At 37.5% G+C, this 18,190-nt stretch carries 17 protein-coding genes; 6 read left to right on the top strand and 11 right to left on the bottom strand.

Annotated features, from left to right (window positions below; genetic code table 11):
* Positions 1–163 precede the first annotated feature (163 nt).
* Both hemE and NST46_RS20425 read right to left on the bottom strand, forming a co-directional pair.
* The gene (gene hemE / locus NST46_RS20420; protein WP_118888723.1) at positions 164–1,198 is read right to left on the bottom strand and encodes a uroporphyrinogen decarboxylase; all 1,035 of its coding nucleotides are present in this window, start codon (positions 1,196–1,198) and stop codon (positions 164–166) included.
* Positions 1,199–1,320: 122 nt separating this feature from the next.
* A complete protein-coding gene (locus NST46_RS20425) occupies positions 1,321–3,492 on the bottom strand; it encodes a transglycosylase domain-containing protein (RefSeq protein ID WP_341137681.1) in 2,172 nt (723 codons plus the stop codon).
* Between the two features lie 170 nt (positions 3,493–3,662).
* Between NST46_RS20425 and NST46_RS20430 the strand changes: the two genes are divergently transcribed.
* Entirely contained in the window at positions 3,663–4,163 is a 501-nt protein-coding gene (locus NST46_RS20430; RefSeq protein WP_251661653.1) for an antibiotic biosynthesis monooxygenase family protein, read from the top strand.
* Positions 4,164–4,253: 90 nt separating this feature from the next.
* Here NST46_RS20430 and NST46_RS20435 read toward each other — a convergent pair whose 3' ends face one another.
* A complete protein-coding gene (locus NST46_RS20435; protein ID WP_240033726.1) occupies positions 4,254–4,628 on the bottom strand; it encodes a YbaN family protein in 375 nt (124 codons plus the stop codon).
* 266 nt (positions 4,629–4,894) lie between these two features.
* Here NST46_RS20435 and NST46_RS20440 point away from each other — a divergent pair, with 266 nt between their 5' ends.
* Positions 4,895–6,670 (top strand): dihydroorotate dehydrogenase, encoded by a 1,776-nt coding sequence (locus tag NST46_RS20440; protein WP_341137682.1) that lies wholly within the window; start codon positions 4,895–4,897, stop codon positions 6,668–6,670.
* A gap of 114 nt (positions 6,671–6,784) precedes the next feature.
* Here NST46_RS20440 and NST46_RS20445 read toward each other — a convergent pair whose 3' ends face one another.
* The 6 genes from NST46_RS20445 to NST46_RS20470 all read right to left on the bottom strand — a co-directional run bounded on the left by NST46_RS20445 (position 6,785) and on the right by NST46_RS20470 (position 11,292).
* Positions 6,785–7,264 carry a thioredoxin family protein gene (locus NST46_RS20445; protein WP_095309618.1) on the bottom strand — a complete coding sequence of 160 codons (480 nt, stop codon included), beginning with the start codon at positions 7,262–7,264 and terminating at the stop codon, positions 6,785–6,787.
* 4 nt (positions 7,265–7,268) lie between these two features.
* Positions 7,269–7,703 carry a disulfide oxidoreductase gene (locus tag NST46_RS20450; RefSeq protein WP_341137683.1) on the bottom strand — a complete coding sequence of 145 codons (435 nt, stop codon included), beginning with the start codon at positions 7,701–7,703 and terminating at the stop codon, positions 7,269–7,271.
* 304 nt (positions 7,704–8,007) lie between these two features.
* Complete coding sequence (locus tag NST46_RS20455) at positions 8,008–8,634, bottom strand: response regulator transcription factor (protein WP_095309636.1); 627 nt, start codon at positions 8,632–8,634, stop codon at positions 8,008–8,010.
* A 28-nt stretch (positions 8,635–8,662) separates the two neighbouring features.
* A complete protein-coding gene (locus NST46_RS20460) occupies positions 8,663–9,724 on the bottom strand; it encodes a sensor histidine kinase (RefSeq protein WP_251661647.1) in 1,062 nt (353 codons plus the stop codon).
* Between the two features lie 13 nt (positions 9,725–9,737).
* Positions 9,738–10,514, bottom strand: coding sequence for a cell wall-active antibiotics response protein LiaF (gene liaF, locus NST46_RS20465; protein WP_095309625.1), 777 nt, complete (start codon positions 10,512–10,514; stop codon positions 9,738–9,740).
* A gap of 139 nt (positions 10,515–10,653) precedes the next feature.
* Positions 10,654–11,292 (bottom strand): phosphatase PAP2 family protein, encoded by a 639-nt coding sequence (locus tag NST46_RS20470; RefSeq protein WP_341137684.1) that lies wholly within the window; start codon positions 11,290–11,292, stop codon positions 10,654–10,656.
* Positions 11,293–11,428: 136 nt separating this feature from the next.
* Between NST46_RS20470 and NST46_RS20475 the strand changes: the two genes are divergently transcribed.
* The 4 genes from NST46_RS20475 to NST46_RS20490 all read left to right on the top strand — a co-directional run bounded on the left by NST46_RS20475 (position 11,429) and on the right by NST46_RS20490 (position 16,117).
* Entirely contained in the window at positions 11,429–11,863 is a 435-nt protein-coding gene (locus tag NST46_RS20475; RefSeq protein WP_118888713.1) for a ferritin-like domain-containing protein, read from the top strand.
* Between the two features lie 627 nt (positions 11,864–12,490).
* The gene (locus tag NST46_RS20480; protein ID WP_341137685.1) at positions 12,491–13,717 is read left to right on the top strand and encodes a CynX/NimT family MFS transporter; all 1,227 of its coding nucleotides are present in this window, start codon (positions 12,491–12,493) and stop codon (positions 13,715–13,717) included.
* A gap of 108 nt (positions 13,718–13,825) precedes the next feature.
* The gene (locus NST46_RS20485) at positions 13,826–14,668 is read left to right on the top strand and encodes an aldo/keto reductase (RefSeq protein WP_095309641.1); all 843 of its coding nucleotides are present in this window, start codon (positions 13,826–13,828) and stop codon (positions 14,666–14,668) included.
* A gap of 267 nt (positions 14,669–14,935) precedes the next feature.
* On the top strand, positions 14,936–16,117 hold the full coding sequence (locus NST46_RS20490) for a M20 family metallopeptidase (RefSeq protein ID WP_118888712.1): 1,182 nt from the start codon (positions 14,936–14,938) through the stop codon (positions 16,115–16,117).
* 48 nt (positions 16,118–16,165) lie between these two features.
* Here NST46_RS20490 and NST46_RS20495 read toward each other — a convergent pair whose 3' ends face one another.
* Together NST46_RS20495 and NST46_RS20500 are read right to left on the bottom strand one after the other, a co-directional pair.
* The gene (locus NST46_RS20495; RefSeq protein WP_341137686.1) at positions 16,166–17,380 is read right to left on the bottom strand and encodes an ABC transporter permease; all 1,215 of its coding nucleotides are present in this window, start codon (positions 17,378–17,380) and stop codon (positions 16,166–16,168) included.
* The gene (locus tag NST46_RS20500) at positions 17,373–18,119 is read right to left on the bottom strand and encodes an ABC transporter ATP-binding protein (RefSeq protein WP_095309647.1); all 747 of its coding nucleotides are present in this window, start codon (positions 18,117–18,119) and stop codon (positions 17,373–17,375) included. Before NST46_RS20500 ends, NST46_RS20495 begins: the two co-directional genes overlap by 8 nt.
* Positions 18,120–18,190: the final 71 nt, after the last annotated feature.

Below are 18,190 nucleotides of genomic sequence, written 5' to 3' on the forward strand. Positions count from 1 at the left end.
AAAAGTGATTTTCTTTTCCAAGGAGTAGCGCAAAAGCAGCCAACGAGCTTCTCGCCTGATGTGGTGACTTCGACTTTCGACACAGGACGTGTCGGTACTTAGTCGAAGGTCTACTGCTCTCGATGCGTCATTTTCACCGGACTTTTTGAACAACCTCTTGTATCTATTTATGTGTATAAGAATGAATAAGCGCTGTTAACTTTTTCAATGTTTCTGGTTTTATATCAGGTGTAACACCGTGTCCAAGATTAAACACGTGCTTTCCATGCTGCATTCCTTCGTCTAGAATTGCCTTCGTTCGTCTCTCAATTGTTTCCCAGTCCGTCAGCAAAATGGTTGGATCCAAGTTTCCTTGCACAACCTTCGTTACACCCATTTTACGTGCTTCGGCAATGGATGTGCGCCAATCAAGACCAATAACGTCAACAGGAAGATCATTCCACTCTAACAATAAGTGACGCGCACCAACACCAAAAGTAATCAATGGTACGTTATGCTTTTTTAGCTCTGAAAATATTCTTGTCATTACTGGCTTAATAAATACACGATAATCCGCAGCATTTAATGAACCTACCCATGAATCAAAAATTTGAACTGCTTTTACTCCAGCTTTTACTTGTGCATCCACATACGTAATAATCATATCTGCGAGCTTTTCCATTAAAGCAAACCAAGCTTCTGGCTCACGGTACATCAAGCTTTTTGTTTTGCTGTAATTTTTTGATGGGCCACCTTCTATCATATAGCTTGCAAGTGTAAACGGTGCACCACTGAACCCAATCAGAGGTACATCAAGCTGTTCCTCTGTTAAGATACGAATGGTATCAAGCACGTAAGGAATATCTGCTTCTGGATTTAATTCACCAAGCTTCTCAATGTCAGCCAGATTCCTGATTGGATTGTCAATAACTGGTCCAATCCCAGCCTTAATTTCAACATCGACACCAATTGCTGGCAGCGGGGTCATAATATCCTTGTATAAGATCGCGGCATCAACCCCATAATTTTCAACAGGAAGCCTTGTTACATAAGCACATAATTCCGGCTGATGTGTAATTTCAAATAACGAATATTTCTCTTTCAGCTCCCGATACTCTGGTTGGGAACGTCCTGCCTGTCTCATAAACCAAGCTGGTGTATAATCCGTATCTTCCCCTTTGTAAGCTTTTAAAATCGTATCATTGATTCGTTTTGACATAAATTTTCACCCTTTTAACATACTGTGCGTTTCCTCTATACTATCTCCATACCTAACTATAGCGATTACATGCCCTACTGTATAGTAACGGTGGCTGATTGTCATCAATTTGTCTAATTTATTTACCAATTCATTTTCACAACTTCCGATCTGCCACCTTCCAATTTAGTTAAGGGGTCGTACGCTACAACATAATACGTATTTCCGCGAAATAGTGCATGATTAATGGTATATGCTGTTTCTCCTTGCACTTCATCAATGCGTTTATCAATGCCAGGCTTCTCTTGATAGATTCTATAATGCACACGCTCATCATCTGACCCTTCCCAGCTTAACTTTCCCTGTACCAATGAAAAGCCACCAAATTGATATTCTGCACGAAGGTTTGTAATTTGCGGGAGCTTGATTGGCTTAGGTAATTCACTCACAGCATCTGGTTTTGTAAATTCCGCTGTGAGTGCACCACCAGTTTGCTGATCAACCTCAGTCAATATCGATTTCGTTAATCTCGTTGGATAAGAACTTCCACCAGTTAAGTAATGATCCTTATCTGACTTATCATACCCAATCCATGTAGCAGTTACATATTCTGGTGTATATCCAACAAACCAAGCATCCTTGACTTGTCCCTCAACATGGGGATGTTGGGTTGTACCTGTTTTTCCAGCTAATGCTTTTGTATAGTCACCAGCAGCTGCTGTCCCATTATTAACGGTCTCCGTTAGCATCTCCGTCATATGCCATGCTACTTGCGGACTAAAAACCGGTGTAGATACAGCTTCCTCTTCGTATAGTATTTCATTATTTCGATCAAAAATGCGATTAATCGTTGTTGCTTCCACGACATTTCCTTCTGCAGAAAATGAACGATAACCGGTGGCAAGTTGTAGCGGTGTAACTCCTTCAGCTAACCCACCAAGCGCAATCGCTAATCCTTCATCCTCAATCGGCATTCCTAATTGTTCTAGATAATCTTTCGCATAGTCAATGCCAATTTGGTCAAGCAGCCATACGGTCGATGTGTTTTTGGAACTCATTAATGCTTCATAAATTGTAACTGCATTTGCGTACGTTCCATCCACATTCGACACCATATATTTATCTGTTTGTTGATCCGGTAAAAGTGTAAAAGGTGTATATTTTTCCTCCTGCATGAGTGCTGGCCCATATACTGCAACCGGTTTGAAGGTTGAGCCCGGCTGGCGCTTTACTACTGCACGATTTAAATCACCAACCTGATAATTTCTACCACCAATAGCAGAAACAACATTTCCAGTCTTACCTTCCATCATCACAAAGGCGCCTTCCACTCCATCCGTGTTTCCCGGAAAAAATGCATCGTTTTGAAACTCATCATAGGCAATTTTTTGAATCGTACTATCCATATTAACGATAATTCGATATCCACCACGCTTTAACGCTTCAACTGAAAGCTGATGCTCACTTGCCGCTTCTTTCATCACAAGGTCAATATAGCTGTCAGTCCAAGACTTGGCCTCTTTTTCCTGTATTTCCAGGCCTAATGTTTTTTCTTGTTCTGCAAGCCTTGTTTCAGCAGTAATGTATCCAGCATTTTCCATCGCCTGTAAAACAACATTTCTTCTATTAAGTGCTTTGTCTGGATGGTTAATCGGTGAATATCCATTCGGGGCTTTAGCAAGCCCAGCAAGCGTCGCACTTTCTGCAATTGTCAAATCACCAACCGACTTCGAGAAGAAATACTGTGAAGCTACTTCTACTCCATATAAACCATGACCAAAATAAATTTCATTCATATATAACTCTAGGATTTGATCCTTCGTTAATTCTTTTTCTAAATAAACAGCTGCCATTGCTTCCTTTATTTTTCGTGACCATGTTTTATCATTATATAAAAATAAATTTTTCGCTAGCTGCTGTGTAATCGTACTTGCTCCCTCAACCTTACTCATTGCAATAATGTCTTTGTAAGTTGCACGAATAATTGATTTGATATCTATTCCAGAATGGTCATAAAAACGTCTATCTTCAATTGCAACATAAGCTTGCTGCAGGTGCTCAGGCGTTTGATCAATAGGGGTATAAATTCGATTTTCATTGTATAACGTTCCAATTACTTCCCCATCCTGTGTTTCAATGATAGTCGTTTCATCTAATACCATACCTGCCTGATCAACGATTAGCTTTCCACCAAATAAAGCAGCACCATATCCAAGAAGTCCCATGACGATCATACAAACGATCATAAATAAAATCACTTTAAATCTACGCCGAATTGTTAAACGTCGCTTCTCTTTTTTTACCTTTTTTCGCATATGTTCACCTCTACACAATTACATTATTTATTATACGACATTTTTCGCCGAATCTAAAGAATATACTCCCTATTATTTAATAATAATTTTAATATAGGATTTGTGTAATCGTTGTCAATAGAGGGTAATATGGTTAATATGATATTATAAAAGATAAAGGGGGTTATTATATGAAGGCGTATATGACCAATGGAACAGTTGAGTTCCTATTGAAGCTACGTAAAAAAAATCCAGAAATCAACCTTCATCTTATGCATAATAGTGAGGGCGGGATTGCTTACTATGAGAATCATGAAAAGAAACTATTCCAATCGGGAAGAGAATATGAAATTTTAATGCAAACCGGAGACATTCTGGAAGAAGGATTTGTGGTAATGAACAACATACCTGTTTCCGATGAAAGTAAACCCGGTTTTGAATATCGATTCAAGAACCGGACTAATTCGGTTGAAGGAATGCCCGGATTCCAAGCCTTTCGCTTACTGAGGCCGACTAAAAGCAATACGTATGTTGTATTCACACAATGGGAATCTGCCAAGGACTTCGAAAACTGGAAGGAATCGGAGCAATTTAAAGAAGCTCATAAAAACCAAAGTTCTAAAAAGCCAGCAAATTTTCTCGAACGGCCGTTTCTAACGATTTGCAATATGTATACAGAGGAAGAGGACTAGAATCAAACACTTGAAATAATGCTCGAAAATTATCCCTCGGGCATTTTTTCAAGGTAATTCATTACCATAAGCAGATTACGCAAAGATAGTTTATTTGCTTACATTAATTTTTGCTTCCTCTGGTGTTATCGTCTTTATTTTCTTTATGAAATAATAGTGCTTATAGAACATGAGTATAACCAAAACTATCCTCACGAACAGAATATCCACATAAAATATCGAAAAAAGAATAAAAGCGTCAGCAATCAAGTTTATTCGAACTTTTTCTTTTTTGGTCATGCCACGGTTTTCTTTGATTCGAACAACGTATTTTTCATAAAACATGGTACTCTTAAACCAGTTTTCAATACGCTTCGAGCTTTTCCCAAAACAAAACGCGGAGAATAGAAAAAACGGTCCACCTGGTAAGACTGGTAATACCGTACCAGCAACACCAATACCAAAGGATATAAGTCCTAGAAGCATGAAAAGGGCACTTCTTATATTTTTAATGGTAATCACCTTACCTTATATAAATTTGGCAACACGGAACAGCATACGATTTAGAGTATAAAATCATATTAATTATTACGTTTTACCTCAAAAATATCAACCTCCTGTTCATTTGAAAATGCAATTCTACTATAGAACACTTTATTTTTCCATAACCTATTGGCAAACACTAGCTTTCTTCCTTTTGCAAACTCATCCATGCTACAATGAGAGAAAAGACAGCTGGAAGGAGTGATACCATGCCAGACTGGTCTTATCATGGTATTTTTCGTCCCCTATTGAACATATTACCGCCTAATGTCTCAAGAGAACTTATACATCGTGGAATGAGTTTCATTGCTACACTTCCATTCCAGATTGGCCCACAAGTGATTCATTTCCTGGGAAGGGAAGAAAATTCTCCACTCATCCAAAAAAATAACCATGGATTAACATTTCATAACTCAGTTGGGTTATCTGGAAAAATCGATCCTTTTCTTTCTGGAACACATGCTTTTACCAACTTAGGCTTTGGTTTTCTAGAAATTGGACCTGTGACAGCGAAGCAAACAACCCATTTCACGACTCCAATAGTTGATAGAAAGGCAGAAGCGATTCAATTTCCCGCTAAGGTAGAATCCGTTGGAATTGAAAAAACAATCGATCATTTACATAACGTAAAAAAGAAGCAACCTCTATTTGTTAGACTAAGTGGGACATATGAAGAACTAAGCTTTATGGTAAAGCGGCTTGAACAATTTGCTGATGGTTATATTATCGAATCTTCGTTTCCGGTATTAATTCAAGAAACGAATAAGCCAATATTCTTCTCAACCGTTCCACCAAGTGAGAGTCTTATAGATAGTCCTTTTGCTGGTATTGTGTTGGAACACACGGAAAAAGATATTCGTTTGCTTGAAAAAGTGAAGAAGCTAAGAAATAACGGCTATAAAGGCACCATTATAACTTCAGGCGGGATCAAGGAACCAGAACAAGCAATACAGCTGCTAGATGCTGGCGCTGATTTCATTATGCTTTCAGATGGCTATGTATTTGCCGGCCCAGGATTAACCAAGCGAATCAACGAAGCACTTATAGATCGCCTTGATTACAGCCCTCCACAACTACACGGATGGTTTGCCTATTGGCTATTTGGTTTATTTATTATGATTGGAGGACTGCTGGCACTTCTATTTAGCATGACAACTGTAGTACTACCATATGATGAGCTGTTTTTAGGAATGAAACGCGAGTCAATAATGACCTTCAATGAGCGAATTATGTTATTCATGGCACATGATCGTATGACACTAGCTGGTACCATGATATCTGGTGGAATTGTATACATGCAGTTAGCCAAACACGGAGTGAAACATGGATTAAAATGGGCAAAGCAGGCAATTGATATTGCTGCAATTATTGGCTTTCTGGGTATTTTTGCTTTTATTGGATTCGGTTATTTCGACTGGCTTCATTTTATTTTTTGGCTTGTTTTGCTTCCAGTTTATATATATGGATACAGGAAAACCATAGGCGTTACTGGCACGCCATCCTCTAAAAACAGAAAAAATGATGTCATCTTTAAAAGAGGATTATTCGGGCAATTAGCCTTTGTATTATTAGGGTTTTCTTTTGTATTAGGAGGGATTATCATTTCCACCATCGGAATGACTACCATCTTTGTCCCAACTGATTTGGCTTATATCTGCATGCCCGCTGAAATGATGAATACGTTTAACAAGAACTTGCTTCCTGTTTTAGCACATGACCGTGCTGGATTTAGCAGTGCTTTAATAAGTGTTGGTCTACTCGTATTGATGCTCTCATTATGGGGATTCCAACAAGGCAATCGGTGGGTATGGTGGACCTATTTAATAGGAGGCTTGCCAGCATTTTGGGCAGGAATCTATATTCACTTTGCAATTGGCTATACGACTTTTATACATCTGTTACCTGCGTATATTGCACTTGGTTTGTATTTTATTGGATTAATTCTTTCTTATACGTTTTTTAACAAAACAGAAGCACAACGCTAAATGATTCTTTCGCGTGTTCACTCCCCTTTTTAGCGGTAGATAGAATTCAAATTTTATAGTCCAATCATATCAAAAAAAGTAGTGGCTTCATTGACGAAGCCACTACTTCTTATATTAGTTCACAACATATTCATTAAAAAATGTTTCGTAACCCTCTTCAGGATATTGTCCAACAAGCCTGGCAACCTCTTGTCCATCTTCAAAATGAATCAGTGTTGGGGTTGATTCAATGCGATATGCATTGCCTTCTTGTCCAAACTCTAATAAATTGAATTTCTTCATATCGACATCCATATTCTCAGCTAATGGTGCAAGATATGGTGTTGTGTTTTGACAATAAATACAAGTTGGGCTATAAAAGTAAACCGTAACAGGATCTCCATTCTGAATCGTTTCACTTAACTCATCTGGAAGAATTTGATTTTGATATAATGGATCGTCTAGCTGATCAATTGTAGCTTGATCCAAATCCTCTGTTCCATATGGATTCTCATTGTTATTAAGTGCTTGATTATTTTTATAATCGAGGACGAAAAATAAAGCAATAAATAATACAACAATTACCGCAATAATAGCTATCATTTTCTTTCCCATTCGTTTATTTCCTCCTTTGTTCCTTTAAAAGCATAAGATGTAAAACAATAATTACCGTAAACGCTACACCAGCTAAAAACGGTATCGTTATAAAGCCAAAGTAATTGACGTAGACAGCATTACACGGAACTGCTCCAGTACATGCTCCCCCCAATTCATGCATTGCAGGCACTTTTTGCAATATGTAGTGATAAATTGAAATTGGCAATCCGATTACACTCAAAATTAATCCTGGCAGCGCAATTGAAATATCCTTCTTAATTGCTGCAGTCCCATAAATAATGACTAATGGATACATTAGAATTCTTTGGTACCAGCACATTTCACATGGAACATATCCCATTATTTCTGAATAAAACAAACTACCTGTCGTTGCTACAAATGCTTGTACCCAAATGAACAACAATAAATTCTCAGCTTTCTTAGTCATCTGCCGCATATTCGAGTATTCCTCTCTTCTTTTTATACATTTGTATTATACAAATGCCTGTAGTGAAAAACAATAAAACAGCTTTGGTTGTTTCATCTAATATGACAAATTATTGAACAATCACGAAAGAAAAACTCCTGTTTTCATTATAATATTGTTAGTAAATTAATGGTCTATGCTAGTATGGACATACTATTTCACGAAGTATGAGAGGGTGAATTAGAACGGCTCTGGAGAATTAATGTGAATTTTTTTATATTTATTTTAATAAAAGCTGCTTAAACATAGTACCTTAAGCAGCTTTTAGCTAATCTTATAGTAATTGATTACGATGGACATAAACAGCTGCTTGCGTCCGGTCATTAACATCCAATTTTGATAAAATGTTGCTAACATGCGTTTTCACCGTCTTAATACCGATGTAGAGCTTATCACTTATCTCTTGGTTCGTCATACCATTTCCGATACAGAGTAAGACTTCCATTTCACGTTCTGTCAATTCATCATGGGGCTTTTTTTGTTCAGCGCGGAAATTTGACATCATTTTTCCAGCCACTTTTGGCTCAATGACATTTTCCCCGTTGGCTGCTTTTTTGATAGCAGCAGCAATTTCAGGTGCAGCGGAAGTTTTTAATATATAACTAAATGCCCCGGCTTCAAGTGCCGGAAATATTTGTTCGTCATCATAATAGCTCGTCAAAATAATAATTTTACATTCTGGATAGTCCCCCATTATTTGCTTTGTCGCTTCAATTCCTGTTCCATCATCCATAATTAAGTCCATTAAAACAACATCTGGCCGTAATTGAAGCACAAGTTCAGCCCCTTTATTCCCGCTCGATGCCTGACCAACAACTTCAATATCATCTTCCGTCTGTAAATAAGCAATAATTCCTTTTCGTACAATTTCATGATCATCAACAACTAAAACACGAACCATTTCCATTCCCCCCACTAAATAAACCGATTTATTTTCCGCTACAAGGAATCCGAATATCAATATATGTTCCTTCATCGGGATTAGAACGAATAACAAATGTCCCGCCTAACTCCTCACTACGCTCTCGCATCGTTTTCAACCCGTAGGATGTTTTTCTTTCTTTATCATTTACTACATCAAAACCTTTACCGTCATCTTGAATGTGTACAAATAATTCGTTTGATTTTTTAAAAATCTCTACCTGTACGTTGTTCGCGTTTGCATGTCTTAAAATATTTGATAACGATTCTTGAACAATCCGAAATACATGCTCTTCTATCGTTTCACTTAGTTCTAGCTCCTCATTTATCTTGAGATGGAAATGAATTGAGCTCTTTTGCTTTAATTCTTCAATTAATTTATGTATTCCTGTTGCCAATGAATCTCCTGATAAATGAACAGGTCGTAAATGCAGTAAAAGCGCTCGCATTTCTGTCTGTGCTTGTAATGCCGCCGTAGCAACTTCCTTCATTTGCTTTTTCGCTAATGCCGGATTTTTATCAAATTGCTTAATCGAAGCTTCTGAAATCATTGTTAAAGCAAAAAGCTGTTGGCTAACAGCATCATGAAGGTCTCTAGCAATCCGCTGCCTTTCCTCTATAACAGCTGCTTTATGTGCTGACTTAGCAAAATCTGCTTTCTCATCCGCCATTCGCTGCAATGACTTTACCTGATTCTTTAATTTATTACCGAGCTCATTTAAATCCTTTGCAATTCTTGTAATCTCATCTTCATCTTTCATTGACTTTGGGAACTGAATAGAAGAATCATAATTTCCGTTTGAAAATTGCGTAATGAGAAGGGATATGCCATCCAGCTTGGTTTTCAACATATTCCCTACCTCTTTAAACCCAGTGTACAGCGAAATAACAAAGGCAATAGAGGCATACAAAATTGCAAATAGAAAAATGCTTTGAACAGTTAACCATTCTGGCTCAAATAAGACATAGATAGATAACAAAATGGTAAGAAGTAAGATGGATGTTAAAAACATACTGTACAAATGGGAACGAATAAAAATATAGCGGATACTTGAAAACCTGTTTTTCATCATACAGCCCTCCTCACACACGATCGATACGAATGTTACCAGCTTTTAGATTGATATAAAAATCCAGCTTTTTGACAGCAGCATCATAGTTATTCGTTTGATAGACGAATGTGCGATTTATACCATCCGAAGCTTGATCCAGCACTTGTATACCGCCAGCTTTCACCCTCGCATGGATACGAAAATCAATATTTTCAGGTACCACAATATTCACATCTGCTGCAAGCGAATCAATCGTAATTGGAATTTTCTTTTCAGGAATAAAAGCTTTCGAAAAGTTAAAATAAAAGTCTCCGGCCATATGTTTTAAATGCATTGGCTCTACTACCCAATTCTGCTCATCGAAGGTTTGGCTCCCAACCGAAAACATCGAATTATCAAAATACTTTTTATGCCATCCTGTGTCATAATCATAATCATGATTCTTGTCGTCATCAAAAGAATAACTGATCGTAACCCGATTACGTCCAATTAGAGAAAATCCAATATATACAATAAGCAATGGCCATAAATTAATAACATCTTTAAAAGCAAATGTCATCCAGTCTAACCGATCCATGATTAACAACGAACCGAATATTGCGAAAAAGGATCCAAAAATCCAGCTTCCCCCTCTTCTTCCTAAATAACGAATCAAGCTCATAAAACCAATCACAACAAAGAAAATTGGATAAATATAATGCCATGCGACACTAAAATTGAAATCAATCACTTCAAGATTAGCCATCACAAGCATAACGCCAATAACGATTAAAAAAATCGCAAAGAAATAACGAAAGAAATTTCTCATCTGTCTGTCATCCTCTCAGAGTCAATCTGTATATAGGAGATTGCTCTACACATCCTCTTTTTTAACACGGACCATAAGCAAGTTACTACTCCTATCATAAACTTAGTTGTTCCCCCTTTAATCCATCTAGAGGATGCTTTTAGCTCCGACTTAAGACTGACTCCATCCTTTCATACACATATATGAGTCCAATTAAACAGATAAATCCAAGCGCAAATCCAGCAACAATATCGGTTATATAATGGACATGAATTACATATCTGCTGATCCCAATCAAAAATATAAGTGTGACAAACATTGTTTGCGTAATAAAGATTAGGACATGCGATTTCATTTTCTTAACTAATAAATAAGCAATCAAGCCATAACAAACCATTGAGATCATAGCATGTCCAGACGGAAAACTGTATCCTTCTGCATTAGCTGCAACCGATATGCTTGGTCTCTCCCTTACAATAAGACTTTTAATAAGTATATTCAATTGATGTGTCAGTAAAATCCCACCAGGAAAAAGGATAGCAACAAACCATTTTTTGAGTAAAATACTTAACACAATCGTCATGACAACTACGAATGGTACGAGAAAGGATTCTGATCCAAGATTTGTAACCAATCGGAATGGCTGATAAATAATGGAATTATGCAAGGTTTCAACGAATTGGTTTGACCACCTGTCAATATAGGGTACATAACCATTTACAATTTGTACAACCCAAACTCCCGTTATTATAAGTACTGCGATTAATAGAAACAACAATAATGTCCGATCTTTTTTCATCATTATTTCACACCTTCATTTTATCTTCTTATTTCAATTTAATGTTATTATACAGGGATTTAGGTTTAAACAAAACTAGAGCGGGTATTGTATCAGTATACTTAACGTTTTACTATTGAAAAGGTGGAGATAAATAATGGAAAAGGATTTACAAAATTTAATTGATGGTTTGAATGAAGATTTAGCTCATGAGTATGGTGCTGCTATTCAGTACACATACAGTGCATCTGTTGTTTCTGGCTTATACCGATCAGCATTAAAACCATTTTTCGAATCAGAAATTACGGATGAGCTTGGACACGCACTCTATCTTTCTGAAAAAATCAAGGCTCTTGGAGGCACTCCAACAACCAAATCAGCTGATGTACCTCAACCAACAGAAGTAAAAGCAATGCTTGAAGCAACACTTCAAGCTGAGTCCGATACAATTAAACGTTATGAAGAACGAAAAAAACAAGCAGAGGACCTTGGGTTAACAGAGCTTGTTGTTAAGCTAGAGGATTTAATATCGGATGAAACACACCATAAGGAAGAAATCGAACGATTACTTGCTGATCCTCGACTTTCTTAATAGATTCCCTTTTTCTTAAGGACGGCTAACTATAGCTGTCCTTTTTTATTGGTTATCACTAATTTACTTATCTATTACTTGTAAAATCATGATATGATGAATAGATTAGAATTGAACAGGTTTCTATAGAACAAAAGCGGAAGAGCCCGGTTAGCGACGTACGGACTGAGCCGTAGGAGATAAAGGAAACATGCCCCTTTAGGGGTATGCCGATGTTAGGCGTAGCCTGATTTTAATCGGCCATCCTTTTACCTAGAGTCGATGTTGACTTTCACCGCCAGGGTATAAGTGCGACTAAGCCTCTGGCACAGCCAATCGCCAAGTCTTCTTTATCGTGTCATGAGGTGAGGGAAGTCTCGCTAGTCGTTGGGCGCTAGAGCTGGACGCGGCCACTCCAGTATCTAAGTTATCCACAGCATTCAAATTTTATAGTTTCTTATGCAATATAAAAGGCGCCCGTATACAATACAGGCGCCTTCACGAAATTTGCGGCAAAGCACGATGTGTTCACATTCACATCTATTGCATTGTGCTTTGACTTACACAAATCAGCTCATCGCAACGTTAAGTATAACATCATTTATATAAAAGCACCATACCGCAATTATAACTAATGGAGGATAAAAATTGAATACGAAAGATTTATCATTAGAAAATCAGCAAAAAAATAAACGTAGAACATGGCTTCTTATCTTCGGAATTATTCTAATCGGATCCAATTTAAGAGCCCCACTAACTTCTGTCGGATCACTCATCCCTTTTATTCGAGATGATTTAGCACTGAACAATGCCATAGCAGGAAGTATCACCACGCTGCCTCTAATCGCATTTGCACTTCTTTCTCCATTTGTACCAAAACTAGCGAACCGGCTTGGAATGGAATGGACGATTTTTCTTTCTATGCTTATTCTAACCACTGGAATTATTGTCCGTTCATTAGCAGATGTTGGCTTTTTATTCATTGGAACAATCTTAATAGGGACTGCAATAGCATTTGGCAATGTGTTACTACCAGGATTTATCAAAATGAATTTCCCTTTAAAAATCGGAATGATGACAGGTGTATATGCTGTATCGATGAATATATTTGGTGCGCTCGGCTCTGGATTAAGTGTCCCTCTTGCTGCAATTCAAGGTTTTGGCTGGCCAGGCGCATTGGCAGTCTTCGCATGTATTTCATTTTTAGCCATACTTGTATGGGTCCCGCAATTACTTCAAAGAAAAGGGACTACTAATACGATCGCTGTAAAGAAAAACGGAAATCATTTATGGAAATCTGGATTAGCTTGGAAGGTTACACTATATATGGGATGTCAATCTTTTCTATTCTATACATTAATAACCTGGCTCCCTGATATATTACGAACAATTGGTTATAGTTCAAGTGCAGCAGGATGGATGGTTTTCTTAATGCAATTCTCTGTTATTCCAATCACCTTTATTATCCCAATTATTGCAGAGCGCTTGAAAAATCAAATCAGTTTAAGCATCGTAACCGCTTATTTTTATGCATCAGGCATACTTGGATTGTTAATCGGACATCCAACTATCGTTCCTGTCAGTGCTATCCTAATTGGTATAGCCTCTGGTAGTGCATTTAGTTTGTCCATGATGTTCTTCACATTAAGAACAACGGATGGAAAACAAGCGGCAGAATTATCTGGAATGGCTCAATCATTTGGTTACCTGTTAGCAGCGACGGGACCAGTTCTTATTGGTGCCCTACACGATATCGCAAACAGCTGGAGTATCCCGTTACTATTATTAATAGGTATCATTGGATTGCTGCTGCTCGCTGGAATTGGATCTGGCAGGCAAAGAACTGTGGGAGAAAAGCTAAAAGGGTCAGCTTAATAATATATTGAACAAGTATTCTTATATTAATTAAATGGATTAATTTATTTGAATTACTTGTTCATATAGTGATACGCTTAAACTATTAGCGAAAGGGAGTGGTTCATAATGAGTAAATCGATTCCAGAGATTACGCTTCATGATGGTATGACCGTACCAGTTATTGGTTTGGGTACATATAAACTTAATGGGAATGCAGGTGTAAATGCGATTACAAGTGCGATCGACATCGGCTACCGGCTAATTGACACAGCTTATAATTATGAAAACGAAGGAACTGTTGGGGAAGCTGTAAGACGCAGTTCTGTTCCAAGAGAAGAATTAAGAATTACATCCAAATTACCAGGACGTTACCATGAGTATGATAAAGCCGTTACAACCATTCAAGAGTCATTATATCGTGCAAATCTAGATTACTATGATTTATACCTTATTCATTGGCCAAACCCAATCCAAGATATTTATATGGAAGCCTGGCAAGCATTAATTGATGCAAAAAAATGGGGCCTTATTCGCTCTATCGGTGTTTGTAATTTCTTACCGGAGCATATGGAGCGATTAGAAAAAGAAACTGGTGTAAAGCCGAGCATGAACCAAATTGAATTACATCCTTTTTTCAACCAAGAACAACTGCGAAAATGGCATCAGGATAACCAAGTTCAGACTCAATCCTGGAGTCCTATTGGTCGCACAAATAATGCTTTACAACATGAAGTGATACAAAAAATTGCCGAATACCATAACAAGACTGTGTCACAGATTATTTTACGTTGGCATTATCAGTTGAATGCCATTCCTATTCCTAAATCAGCGTCACCGCAAAGACAATTAGAAAACATATCGATTTTTGACTTTTCACTGGACGAAACTGAAATGAACCTCATTGGAGAGTTGACTCGCCCTGATGGCAGAAATAAAAATCAGGACCCAGCTGTTTACGAAGAGTTTTAAATCACATGATGATAGCGCATCGTATATGAGCCTTTGATGCACTATCATCACGTTTGTTTTTAATTTCTAATGAACGGATTACTTCTTATTCACCTTTCCTTCTCCATAACTGTGCCTTGATAATTCACTATCTTAACCTTCATATTAAACCTCCAATTATCGTAGTGGTTCCCAACTTAAAATATATAAAATTTATTTTCTGAATAGAAACTCATGTTATGATAGAATAAACGTAAAAGTGAATTAATTTAAGAGGTGGCGTTATCAATGTTAGAAAGTATACATCAATCAATTGATGAGCTCTATCCAGAAATGATAGAGATCAGAAGATATTTGCATCAGCATCCCGAATTATCTTTTCAGGAAACAAAAACAGCAAAATACATAGCAGATTTCTATGAAGAACTCGGGATTCCCTATCAAACAGGAGTCGGTGGAAATGGTGTAATCGCAACATTAAAAGGAGCAAAACCAGGTAAAACAGTTGCATTAAGAGCCGATTTCGATGCACTGCCAATTCAAGATGAAAAAGATGTACCATACAAATCCAAGGTTCCTGGTGTCATGCATGCCTGTGGCCATGACGGACATACCGCAACACTACTTACACTAGCTAAAGCTATGAAAAAATATCAAGCCGAGCTTACAGGAACGATTGTCTTTTTACATCAACATGCGGAAGAATTTGCACCAGGTGGAGCGAAACCTATGATAGAAGCAGGCGCACTCGATGAAGTGGATGCAGTATTTGGAACACATTTGTGGGCAACCGTTCCCCTAGGCGTACTCCAGACTTCAAAAAAGGAATTTATGGCTGGTGCAGATCGGTTTGAGATAAAGATTCAAGGCCAAGGTGGACATGGTGCATACCCACATGAAACAAAGGATGCGATCGTTCTCGGAGCGGAAGTTATTACACAGTTTCAGCAAATCGTTAGCAGAAGAGTAGATCCATTACAAACAGCAGTGCTAACAACAGGAATTTTCCAAGCGGGGAATGCATTTAATATTATTGCTGATCAAGCAGAATTAGTTGGTACGGTACGATACTTTAATACAGATGTTCAAAAACTAATTATGGATGAGATGGAAAAAATCCTTAAAGGTATTTGTATATCAAACGACGCATCCTACACATTAAATTATATAAAAGGCTATCCGCCATTAATCAATCATTCTGAGGGAGCTGAAATTGTTCTCGAGGCGAGCAAACAAATTGATGCGATTCATACTACTGAGGAAATTTTACCGGTAATGGGTGGAGAGGACTTCTCCTATTATATGATGGAAAAGCCAGGAGCATACTTTTTTACAGGTGCGAACAAAGAAGGAAATCCATATCCACACCATCATCCCAAATTTGATATTGAGGAGAAAGCTTTACCAATTGCTGCTAAAACCTTAATTGGAGCTTATTTTGAATATCAAAAAGCGAATTCCGAATTCTAACCAGATGAAGCAGACCAAATCAAAATAGATTTGGTCTGCTTCATTGTATTACTTTAACCTCGGTTTCATATAACCATTCACAAATAGAACGGTAAAGAGCAACCCACCACCAAGAACAATAACAAATCCCAAATATTCCTGTAACAGAACAAACAACAAGGCGAACAAGAGCGTTTGAATTGTACTTAGTTGATAAACAATCTTGAGAACAGCACTTCTCCTATAATTTAATTCAACAGGATAAAGATCCAGCCACATATTCGTTCGGTGATGTTGATAAAGGGGCATCATCTGGAATGTGCTCAAATAGAGAAATAAAATTCCAAATAATATCTTCATCCATACATTCGGAATGAAATAAATGAATAATCCTCCAATTACGATGAGACGCACATACATCCCTAAGTAATCTCCACTGCGAATAAAGGAAATTCGAAATAAGTAGTCATACGTATGTTTCTTTTCAATTGGGACACCTCTGTTAACTAAATGAACCAACCACTGACGCTTTTTTACGCGGTTTTTTAAATGTGGAACATCTGCAAACATATTGGCTATTCTATAAAACGTCTGCATGCGATTTTGATCCTTTTCAACAAGCAAATCCCACGCCAACCCTGATTGTTTATTGGAGTAATAATAATCATAGAGAAAAACGATGACAAATAAAATCGAAGTAATTCCTGCAAATAGCATGTCACCATTTACGATAAAATAAAAAATAACCCCATTCAAAACCGTGCGGATGAGAAGATCAATATTCCGAATTCCTGGCTCCCTAACTTTCAGCATCCACCAATTTGCAAATAAATTTGCAACTTTAAATAGTAAAAGAAGAACTAGTGTAAGTAAATACATACTTCCCGCTCTTTCTGGATATGAAGCAAAATAAAGCGGTCCAAATGCTGCAGCGAAAAGCAGAATCATATAAAGCTGAATGACAAAACTATAAATAAGCGCATTACGGAAATAGGCCCCCATCTTTGTCTCAGCTACGATAAGAAAAACAAGATCCGGCTCTTTTAATAACGTTCTTACAGGGCTATAACTCACAATTAGCCCGAATGTAATTCCAATTATCAAAGCCGTCGGAAAATTCGCTGGTAATTCCGTCAACCATTGTTGGTAATAATATGCAGATGCAGAAATAAAGAATAGGATAGCGAATGCCATATGACCATTAAAAATATATTTCAAATAACGGCCTGTCTCTTTTAAGTGAGATGAAAAACGCTTTTTATAAAATGCATGCGAATCAAACATGGCTATCTTCTTCTTTCGTTAATTGCACATACAAATCATCCAACGTTGAATCAGGCATATTAAAGCTTTCTCTTAATTCTTCTAATGTCCCAATCGCTCGAATAACACCATCATGCAAAATAACAAAACGATCGCAATAGCGCTCTGCAGTAGCAAGAATATGTGTCGACATCAACACACCCGCTCCTTTATTTTTCATGCTGTCCATCAGTTGTAGATAAGATTGAATCCCCAATGGGTCTAAACCTACAAATGGTTCATCAACAATATAAAGCGGTGGTTCGATTAAGAACGCGCACATAATCATAACCTTTTGTCGCATCCCTTTTGAAAAATGAACGGGGAACCAGTTTAGCTTTTTTTCTAAACGAAATTCCTTTAAAAGCGGCTGAAGTCTTGCCTCGAATGTATCCTCAGCAATTCCATATGCCATCGCCGTTAAGCGCAGATGCTCATAAAGCGTTAATTCATCATATAATATCGGCATTTCCGGAATATATGCCATTTGATTTCGATACGTTTCTGAATTTTCCTTGTAGCTCTTTCCATTCACGCGAACGGTTCCTTTTTTGGGCTGCATGAGTCCAATAATATGCTTAATCGTCGTACTTTTACCAGCACCATTCAAACCAATTAAACCTACAATTTCTTTTGGTTTAACATCAAATGAAATACCGTGCAATACATTTTTATGTGTATACCCTCCATGAAGGCTATCAATATGTAATAAGGATTCCATCAAAATCCCTCCTTGTCATTACTTTTGATTTTATCATTATTGCTGGACATTGCCAAAGGCAAACCTTACGA

It is taken from the genome of Oceanobacillus sp. FSL W7-1309 (genome assembly GCF_038002145.1).
In the GTDB taxonomy this organism is placed as follows: Bacteria; Bacillota; Bacilli; order Bacillales; family Amphibacillaceae; genus Oceanobacillus; species Oceanobacillus profundus.

Excerpts from the sequence above, each read along its gene's own strand:
- NST46_RS20470 (WP_341137684.1), bottom strand. The coding sequence starts at position 11,292 with ATGAAAAAAGATCGGACATTATTGTTGTTTCTATTAATCGCAGTACTT.
- hemE (WP_118888723.1), bottom strand. The coding sequence starts at position 1,198 with ATGTCAAAACGAATCAATGATACGATTTTAAAAGCTTACAAAGGGGAA.
- NST46_RS20475 (WP_118888713.1), top strand. The coding sequence starts at position 11,429 with ATGGAAAAGGATTTACAAAATTTAATTGATGGTTTGAATGAAGATTTA.
- NST46_RS20455 (WP_095309636.1), bottom strand. The coding sequence starts at position 8,634 with ATGGTTCGTGTTTTAGTTGTTGATGATCATGAAATTGTACGAAAAGGA.
- NST46_RS20425 (WP_341137681.1), bottom strand. The coding sequence starts at position 3,492 with ATGCGAAAAAAGGTAAAAAAAGAGAAGCGACGTTTAACAATTCGGCGT.
- NST46_RS20435 (WP_240033726.1), bottom strand. The coding sequence starts at position 4,628 with ATGCTTCTAGGACTTATATCCTTTGGTATTGGTGTTGCTGGTACGGTA.
- NST46_RS20450 (WP_341137683.1), bottom strand. The coding sequence starts at position 7,703 with ATGCGGCAGATGACTAAGAAAGCTGAGAATTTATTGTTGTTCATTTGG.
- NST46_RS20440 (WP_341137682.1), top strand. The coding sequence starts at position 4,895 with ATGCCAGACTGGTCTTATCATGGTATTTTTCGTCCCCTATTGAACATA.
- NST46_RS20495 (WP_341137686.1), bottom strand. The coding sequence starts at position 17,380 with ATGTTTGATTCGCATGCATTTTATAAAAAGCGTTTTTCATCTCACTTA.
- liaF (WP_095309625.1), bottom strand. The coding sequence starts at position 10,514 with ATGAGAAATTTCTTTCGTTATTTCTTTGCGATTTTTTTAATCGTTATT.
- NST46_RS20430 (WP_251661653.1), top strand. The coding sequence starts at position 3,663 with ATGAAGGCGTATATGACCAATGGAACAGTTGAGTTCCTATTGAAGCTA.
- NST46_RS20445 (WP_095309618.1), bottom strand. The coding sequence starts at position 7,264 with ATGGGAAAGAAAATGATAGCTATTATTGCGGTAATTGTTGTATTATTT.
- NST46_RS20490 (WP_118888712.1), top strand. The coding sequence starts at position 14,936 with ATGTTAGAAAGTATACATCAATCAATTGATGAGCTCTATCCAGAAATG.
- NST46_RS20460 (WP_251661647.1), bottom strand. The coding sequence starts at position 9,724 with ATGAAAAACAGGTTTTCAAGTATCCGCTATATTTTTATTCGTTCCCAT.
- NST46_RS20500 (WP_095309647.1), bottom strand. The coding sequence starts at position 18,119 with ATGGAATCCTTATTACATATTGATAGCCTTCATGGAGGGTATACACAT.
- NST46_RS20485 (WP_095309641.1), top strand. The coding sequence starts at position 13,826 with ATGAGTAAATCGATTCCAGAGATTACGCTTCATGATGGTATGACCGTA.